This window comes from uncultured Corynebacterium sp., from assembly GCF_902782855.1.
In the GTDB taxonomy this organism is placed as follows: domain Bacteria; phylum Actinomycetota; class Actinomycetes; order Mycobacteriales; family Mycobacteriaceae; genus Corynebacterium.
This window is the reverse complement of sequence record NZ_CACZOO010000158.1, coordinates 1-7286: the sequence shown is the minus strand read 5'-3', so window position 1 is coordinate 7286 and position 7286 is coordinate 1. Positions and strand designations below refer to the sequence as shown.

The 7286-nt window shown below is 70.3% G+C and carries 5 protein-coding genes; 1 reads left to right on the top strand and 4 read right to left on the bottom strand.

The features are described 5' to 3' along the window. Positions 1–385 precede the first annotated feature (385 nt). From QZV72_RS07365 to QZV72_RS07355, 3 genes are all read right to left on the bottom strand, one after another. The gene (locus QZV72_RS07365) at positions 386–1477 is read right to left on the bottom strand and encodes an NDP-sugar synthase (RefSeq protein WP_297006747.1); all 1092 of its coding nucleotides are present in this window, start codon (positions 1475–1477) and stop codon (positions 386–388) included. A gap of 103 nt (positions 1478–1580) precedes the next feature. Next, a complete protein-coding gene (locus tag QZV72_RS07360; RefSeq protein ID WP_297006745.1) occupies positions 1581–2474 on the bottom strand; it encodes a glycosyltransferase family 2 protein in 894 nt (297 codons plus the stop codon). Positions 2475–2485: 11 nt separating this feature from the next. Beyond that, positions 2486–3352, bottom strand: coding sequence for a sugar nucleotide-binding protein (locus tag QZV72_RS07355; RefSeq protein ID WP_297006742.1), 867 nt, complete (start codon positions 3350–3352; stop codon positions 2486–2488). A 176-nt stretch (positions 3353–3528) separates the two neighbouring features. On the opposite strand from QZV72_RS07355, the gene QZV72_RS07350 reads away from it, so the two are divergent. After that, positions 3529–5406, top strand: a complete 1878-nt coding sequence (locus QZV72_RS07350; RefSeq protein ID WP_297006740.1) for an LCP family protein — start codon at positions 3529–3531, stop codon at positions 5404–5406. A 55-nt stretch (positions 5407–5461) separates the two neighbouring features. Here the strand turns inward: QZV72_RS07350 and QZV72_RS07345 are convergent. Then, positions 5462–7286: bifunctional ADP-dependent NAD(P)H-hydrate dehydratase/NAD(P)H-hydrate epimerase (locus QZV72_RS07345; protein WP_297006737.1), on the bottom strand; the 1825-nt coding region annotated here is incomplete at its 5' end.

Below are 7286 nucleotides of genomic sequence, written 5' to 3'. Positions count from 1 at the left end.
GGATCCACCGCCGCCGAGCCGTCCGACAGTGGTGCGGGGAACTCGTCAGGGTCAGCGTCGCGGTACCCGTCGTGTCTGTCGTCCACGCCGCCTCCTCTCCGTTACTCGTTCCCCGTCGGGTGCGGCCGCCGGGCCGGCAGCCTGCGACTGTCGGACGACCGTATATCTGTACTCCCCAGAGATTACACACAGAGAATTACATGCCTCAACCGCTTCCCTGTACCGTCATCGCCACACGAGTCACAACCGCCACACCCTTCACAGCGGTCGGGGGTCCCCCACCCCCTCGCACCACGACATAAGGCCTGCCCCGCCAACCCTAACCACTACATGTGGGTAGAAGACGCCGCATACTGCCCGGCCACCACAACATATGGAAAAATTGTCATATATCGCTGGAGAAGCGCAGTCCGCCGTCCGGGATCCGCACCCCCGGCCACACCCTGGCCCCGCCGATCAGCTCACAGCGGGCCCCGATGACCGCCCCCTCGCCGACCACCGCGTCACACAGGTGCGCCCGCGCACCGATACGCGCGCCGGCGGCGATGACGCACCGCTCCACCGTCGCACCGGCCTCGACGACCACGCCGTCGAGCACGACGGAGGTGTCCACCCGGGCACCGCCGCCGATCTCCGCGCCACGACCCACGACAGTCCCGCCGAGCAGCAGCGCCCCACCCGCCACCGCCGCCGACGGGTCCACCAGAGCCTCTCCGTGACGTCCCTCGATCAGGGGCGACGGCGCGATGCCGCGGACCAGGTCCGAGGAACCGCGGACGAAGTCCGAGGGCGTCCCCAGGTCCCGCCAGTAGGCCTGGTCGACGTGACCGAAGACCCGCGCCCCGCGCTCCAGCAGCACCGGGAACACCTCACGCTCAACGGAGACCGCCTTCCCCGCCGGGATCTCGGCGATGATCCCGCGCTGGAAAACGTAACAGCCGGCGTTGATCTGGTCGGTCGGCGGATCCTCGGTCTTCTCCAGGAAGGCCGAGACCCTGCCGTCGGCATCCGTCGGCACGCAGCCGAAGGCCCGCGGATCGGCGACCTGCAGCAGGTGCAGCGTCACCTCGGCCTCCTTGGCGACATGGGTCTCCAGCACCGCCCCGAGGTCGGTGCCACCGAGCACGTCCCCGTTGAACACCATGACCCGGTCATGACGCAGGTGGTCGTAGACGTTGCGGATACCGCCACCGGTGCCCAGCGGCTCATCCTCGACGACGTACTCGATCTCCAGACCCAGATCGGAACCGTCGCCGAAGAACTCCTCGAAGACCTCCGCCCTGAACGACGTACCGAGCACGACGTGGGTCATGCCGGCGGCACGGATCCGGGCCAGCAGATGCTGGAGGAAAGGATAGCCCGCCACCGGAAGCATCGGCTTGGGTATGGAGTTCGTCAGGGGACGCAGGCGCGTTCCCTTGCCGCCGACGAGAATGACGGCGTCGGTGGACGCGGCGAGAGAGCTGGTGTCGTTCATGGGAAGATCTGTTCTTTCGTCGTCAGAGGAGAGCATTGGGAACAGCGTGAGGGTACTACGGCCAAGAGGTTACCCGGCCGAACGGATGCCGCCGGGGAGGCCGTCACCGCCCCCGCCGCAGAGCCCGCGTCGCCAGGGCGAGGGTCACCGCACCGCGCACCCTCAACCCGGCCCACAGCACCGCACGTACCGGCGCCTGCCACCACGCGTTCAGCCGGTCGGCCTGGAAGCGGTAGGCCGAGTCATGGTGGGCCGGCACCGTGATCTCCGGGTGCTTCGAGGCCGAATGCCCCTGGGCGTGCGCGATCTCGGCGGTCGGGGTGAAGATGTTCTCCCAGCCCGCCCGACCCAACCGGTCACCGAGGTCCGTGTCCTCCATGTACATGAAGTAGCGCTCGTCGAAACCACCGACAGCGTCGAAGGCCTCCCAGCGCAGCAGCTGGCAGGATCCCGACAGCCACCCGGCGGTGCGCTCGTGCCCCATGTCGGCGTCGTCCCGGTAGCGGCGGCTGAACGGGTTGTTCTTCCATACCTGCCCCAGCAGGGCGTGCCCGATCCCGGAGACCAGGGTCGGCACCGCCCGGGCCGAGGGGTACACCGACCCGTCGGTCTCCCGGATCAGCGGCCCGACCGCCCCCGCCCGCGGGTGCCGCCGGGCTGCTTCAATCAACCGGTCCACCGACCCCGGGGTGAAGACCACGTCAGGATTGGAGATGACCACGAACTCATCGTCGATCTCGCCGGCGTCCCGACGGGACCGGACCGCGTCAACGCCCCGGTTCATCCCGGCGCCGTAGCCGACGTTCCCCCCGGTTCGCAGGAGTTCGACATTGTCGCGGGAGGCTGCGGCCGCCTCCGGAGCACCGTCGGTCGAGCCGTTGTCCGCCATGACCACCAGAGCCCCCTGCGCCGTCGCCGCCGGGACGGAATCCAGGAAACGTCCCAGGTACTCACCCGGGGAATAGGTCACGGTGATGATCGCGAGAGGCTTGTCCACGACCGACCAGCCTAGCCCAGCCCCCGCGTCAGAGCCGCACGCCACGACGGCGGCTCCCCCACCGTCGCCCGCCACGGATCCAGGTCCAGCACCGACCATTCCGGACGCCGGGCCGCCGACGGCCACTCCACCGAACCACACGGTGTGACCCGGTCCGGATCATGGCCGAGCAGTCGGAAGACCTCACGCGCCAGACCGCACCAGGTGACCGGATCGCCGGAGTTCGTGAAATGCAGGAGCGCCGGAACAGCGGCGTCCCGATGTGAGAGTCCCCACAGTCCGGCGGCCAGATCGACGGCGTAGGTGGGGCGCCCCGTCTGGTCGTCGACGACCCGTGGGTCAACCCCCCGCTGCGCGAGTCCCGCCATCGTCGCCACGAAATCGCGGCCCGGGGCGTTCGGCCCCGACCACACCCACGCGGTGCGCACCACGGTCCCCCCGTGATCGAGAACGCCGCGCTCCCCCACTGCCTTCGTCGCACCGTAGACGTTGAGGGGACCGGTGGGGTCGTCCACCCGCCACTCGTTCCCCGGCAGTGTCGGGGTACCGGGGAAGACATAGTCGGTGGAGAGATGGAGGAAACGCGCCCCGACCTCAGCCGCAGCCGAGGCGAGGACACCGGGGGCGGTGGCGTTCACCGCTTCGACGGACCCCCTGTGCACCGGATCCTCCGCACCGTCGACGTCGGTCCACGCCGCACAGTTGACCACGGCGTCCGCCCCGTCGAACCGGCGTAGCGCGGCCTCCCGCAGCACCGACGGGGAGGACGCGAGGTCCAGATCGTGACGGGTGAGTGGGACGGCGCCGAGGGCGACGAGTTCCCGACCGACCTGGCCGGCAGCTCCGGTGACCACGGTGCGGTGAGCCGGGGGATTCACAGGGGGCATCACAGGGGACTTCACAGGGGACATCACAGGGGACCATGGTAGTTGTTACGCCCACATGGACATCGGGGCAGCGGATAGTAGAATTCCCGGCGAACTGTCCGCCCTCCCACCACACACCCCACGGGCCCTGCACCCCCGCAGTGGCGCATCCTGATGAAAGGTGAAGCATGAGCGATTCCGACCGGACCGACGGTACCTCACGGTCCGAGGACGGTCGCGGACGCCATGCCCGCGCCGGCGACAGCCCCTCCCGGCCCGTCCGTGAGACCCCCGGTCAAGTGACGGGTGCGGGTCAGACCCGAATTCCCCGCAGTTCACGACGGTCGGAGGGGTCGGCTGCAGGGGCATCCGCGGGGTCGGCTGCGGGGTCGGCTGCGTCGGTGTCGTCCAGCGACGCTGAGCGGAGGAGGACCGGCGGGACGCGGCCGGGCACGGCGTCCTCCCGGGGCCGCCGCCGCAACCGCTCGGCGGGCCCGCAGGACCACCGGCAGCTCGGCTCGAAGCCGGTGAAGATCGTCCTCAGCCTCCTGTCCGTACTACTGCTCGCCGGTGGCGGCTACGGGTACTCCACCGTCGGCCGACTGGCCGACAATCTCGCCACCACCGGTGGCCTCGATCTCGGTGACCACGCCGACGGCGCGACCGACATCCTCCTCGTCGGCATCGACTCCAGGACGGACGCCAAGGGCAATCCGCTGTCCCAGGAGGAGATCGACATGCTCCGCGCCGGTGAGGAGGCGACCACCAGTACGGACACCATGATCCTCATCCGTATCCCCAACGACGGTTCCTCGGCCACCGCTGTCTCCCTGCCTCGTGACACCTACGTCGACGGCGGGTCCGAACTGGGCAACGTCAAACTCAACCAGGTCTACGGCAGCACCAAGTTCAACTACGAGGAAGCCGCGTCCGAGAGGGCCGCCGCCTCGGGTGAGGTCTATGACGAGGAGCGGGCGAGCAGGGAGGGGGTCCAGAAAGGACGCGAGGCGCTCATCAACTCCATCGCCGACCTCACCGGAATCAGCGTCGACCATTACGCCGAGGTCGGACTGCTCGGCTTCGTGCTGCTCACCGATGCCGTCGGCGGGGTGGACGTGTGTCTGAACAACGCCGTCGACGAGCCCCTGTCCGGTGCGAACTTCCCCGCCGGCCAGCAGACCCTCAACGGGCCGAACGCGCTGAGTTTCGTCCGCCAGCGCCACGACCTGCCGCGCGGTGACCTGGACCGCATCACCCGCCAGCAGGCCTACCTCGCCAGCCTGGCGAACAAGATCCTCTCGGCCAAGACACTGTCCAGCCCCGGTCAGCTGTCCCGTCTCAATGACGCTGTCTCCCGGTCCCTGACCATCGACTCGGGCTGGGACATCATGGGTCTGGCCTCCCAGATGCAGAACCTCTCCGGTGGCAACGTCACCTTCCAGACCATCCCGGTGACCAGCATCGACGGGACCGGCGACTACGGCGAGTCCGTGGTCACCGTCGACAGGAACCAGGTGCACGCCTTCTTCGAGGACCTGCTCGGCGACGATGACCCGGACGCCTCGGGGAGCACCGGCGCCACCGAAGAGGACATCCCAGCCTACGATGCGGCGGCATCCACGGTTTCCGTGCTCAACGCCAGCAGCGTCGACGGTCTCGCCTCCAGGGTCGGCGACCTCGTCGCCGGGGCGGGCTTCGCCGTCGGCGAGGTCGGTAACCACACCGAGTCGGGCGTCTCCGAGAGTCAGGTCAATGTCGCCGACATCAGTGACCCGGCCGCCCGTGACCTGGCGAGGAAGCTCGGTGGCCTGCAGGTCGTGGAGGACCCGAGCCTGGGTCCGGGACAGATCAGCGTCACCCTCTCCGGCACCTACACCGGTCCTGGCTCGACCGAGGATGACACCCGTACCCTCGACGACCCCGGGTCCGGGCACGGAGCGGACGACGGGACCGGATCCACCGGCGACGAGGACAACGTCGGCACCGTCGGCACCCCGGACGCCCTGACCGACGAGCAGCGGGCCCCGATCTCCGCCGGCACCTCCGGCCCCATGTGCGTGAACTGATCTCGTGCGGAGGGGTACTACCGTCGACGGCCGGCGTCGGCCGGTGTCGGGGACGTCAGCACCCCGGCCGGCGGCGCCTGGTGGTGGAGGGACCGGAGCGGGCCCAGGCCCGGGGTACGGCGTCCGCGATCCTCGACGCCGAGGTCGGGGCGTACCCGTCCGGTGTCTCAGCGGCGACAGCGGCGGCGATGGCGTGGAGGGCCACCGCCCGGGGCGCCGCGCCCGCAGCCCTGACCCCGTACTTCGCCGTGGTCTCGGCCATGAGTGCCCCGGTGACCCCGGCGAGCACGTCACCGGACCCCGGTGTCGCACCCCAGGACGTGCCGGCGTCGATGCAGGTCACCCGGGCGCCGCACACCGCACCGTCCCGGCCCAGATCAGGGCGCTGCACGATGACGGTGTGCCGCCCCTTGAGCAGCACCGCGCAGTGAAGTGCCTCTGACAGGGCGACTGCGGCGCCGATCCGGTCGGTGTCCGGGTCAGGGATGTCGACGCCGGCGCCGGCGGACACGGCGTCCGCCAACCGCCGGAACTCCCCGGCGTGCGGGGTGAGCAGTGTCTGCCGGTCGTCGCGCGCGGCGCCCCGGGCGTCCGGTGATCGGGCGATGAGAGCCTCACGCAGTTCCGGTCGTTCCGCGAGGAGGGTAAGGGCGTCGGCGTCGATGAGCAGCGGCTCAGGCCGGTCCAGCAGTTCGGCGAGTTCCGCGGCGGCCGCGTCGTCCGTTCCCCGCCCCGGGCCGACGACCCACGCCTGCACCCGGCCGGTCTCCGCCACCGTCGGCGACCAGATGACTTCCGGGGTCGCGCGCAGGACTTCCGGGGCGCCGGTGCCGATATACCGGACCATCGCACTGGTCGCCCGCACCGCACCGGTGGTGGCCAACACCGCCGCACCAGGGAACCTGGCGGAGCCGGCGCACACCCCCACCACTCCACCGGTGTACTTGTCGTCGTCGGGCCCCGGCTCAACCGGCCCGTTGAGCCGCGAGGCACGCAGATCCGGGGACGCCAGGCCGGTGCCCGCAGCGTCCCACACGCCCCCGAGATCGAGCAGACCGTGTTCCGCGCGGGGATCCACGTCCGGCGTGACCGCCCGGGCGAACCCGACGTGCAGTCCCGGACCCCGTCGCCACCAGGCGTCGGTCTTCCCGAGTCCGGCACCGATGGACTCCCCCGAATCCAGTGCCGGATCCGCGAGCAGCACCTGCCCGCATAAGGCGCTGACCGCGTGCACCCGACGCCAGCCACCGAAGGTCACGGTGACGTCGGCGACGGCGTGGGACAGGAACGGCAGCTCCACGTTCATGAGCGGGTCGGTGGCGTTCACCGGGTCGGAGACGGCACCGGTGTCCGCGTCGATCCCGGAGGGCACATCGATGCTCAGCAACGGGAACAGCCACCGGTTGGCCAGGTCCAGCACCGTCGCCGTCAGCGCGTCCACTCCTCCGGCCCCGCCCATGCCGAGCACCCCGTCGATGAGCAGCCGGTACGGGGACGGACGCTGCGTCCACAGGTCGTCATAGTCCACGACCGTCCCGCCTGCCCCGGTGAACGCGTCCAGGGCACCCCGGTGCACCCGCACGTCCCCGGTGGTCCGGTCCCGGCCGAGGAGCACCGCATCCACCTCCCACCCGTCGTCGAGGAGGTCCCGGCCGGCGTAGAGGGCATCTCCCCCGTTGCCGCCCGGGCCGACGGCGAGCAGGACACGCGTCCCGATTCCCGTGGTCGACGGGCTGCGCAGCATCATGTGGGCGGCCTCCGCGACGGCGGACGCGGCGGACTGCATCAGTTCGTCAGGGCGGGTCTGGGCGTCGAGCAACGGTTGCTCGGCGCAGCGGATCTGGTCGACGGTGTAGACGGTGACGGTGTCTGGTGCGGTG

Excerpts from the sequence above, each read along its gene's own strand:
- QZV72_RS07350 (WP_297006740.1), top strand. The coding sequence starts at position 3,529 with ATGAGCGATTCCGACCGGACCGACGGTACCTCACGGTCCGAGGACGGT.
- QZV72_RS07365 (WP_297006747.1), bottom strand. The coding sequence starts at position 1,477 with ATGAACGACACCAGCTCTCTCGCCGCGTCCACCGACGCCGTCATTCTC.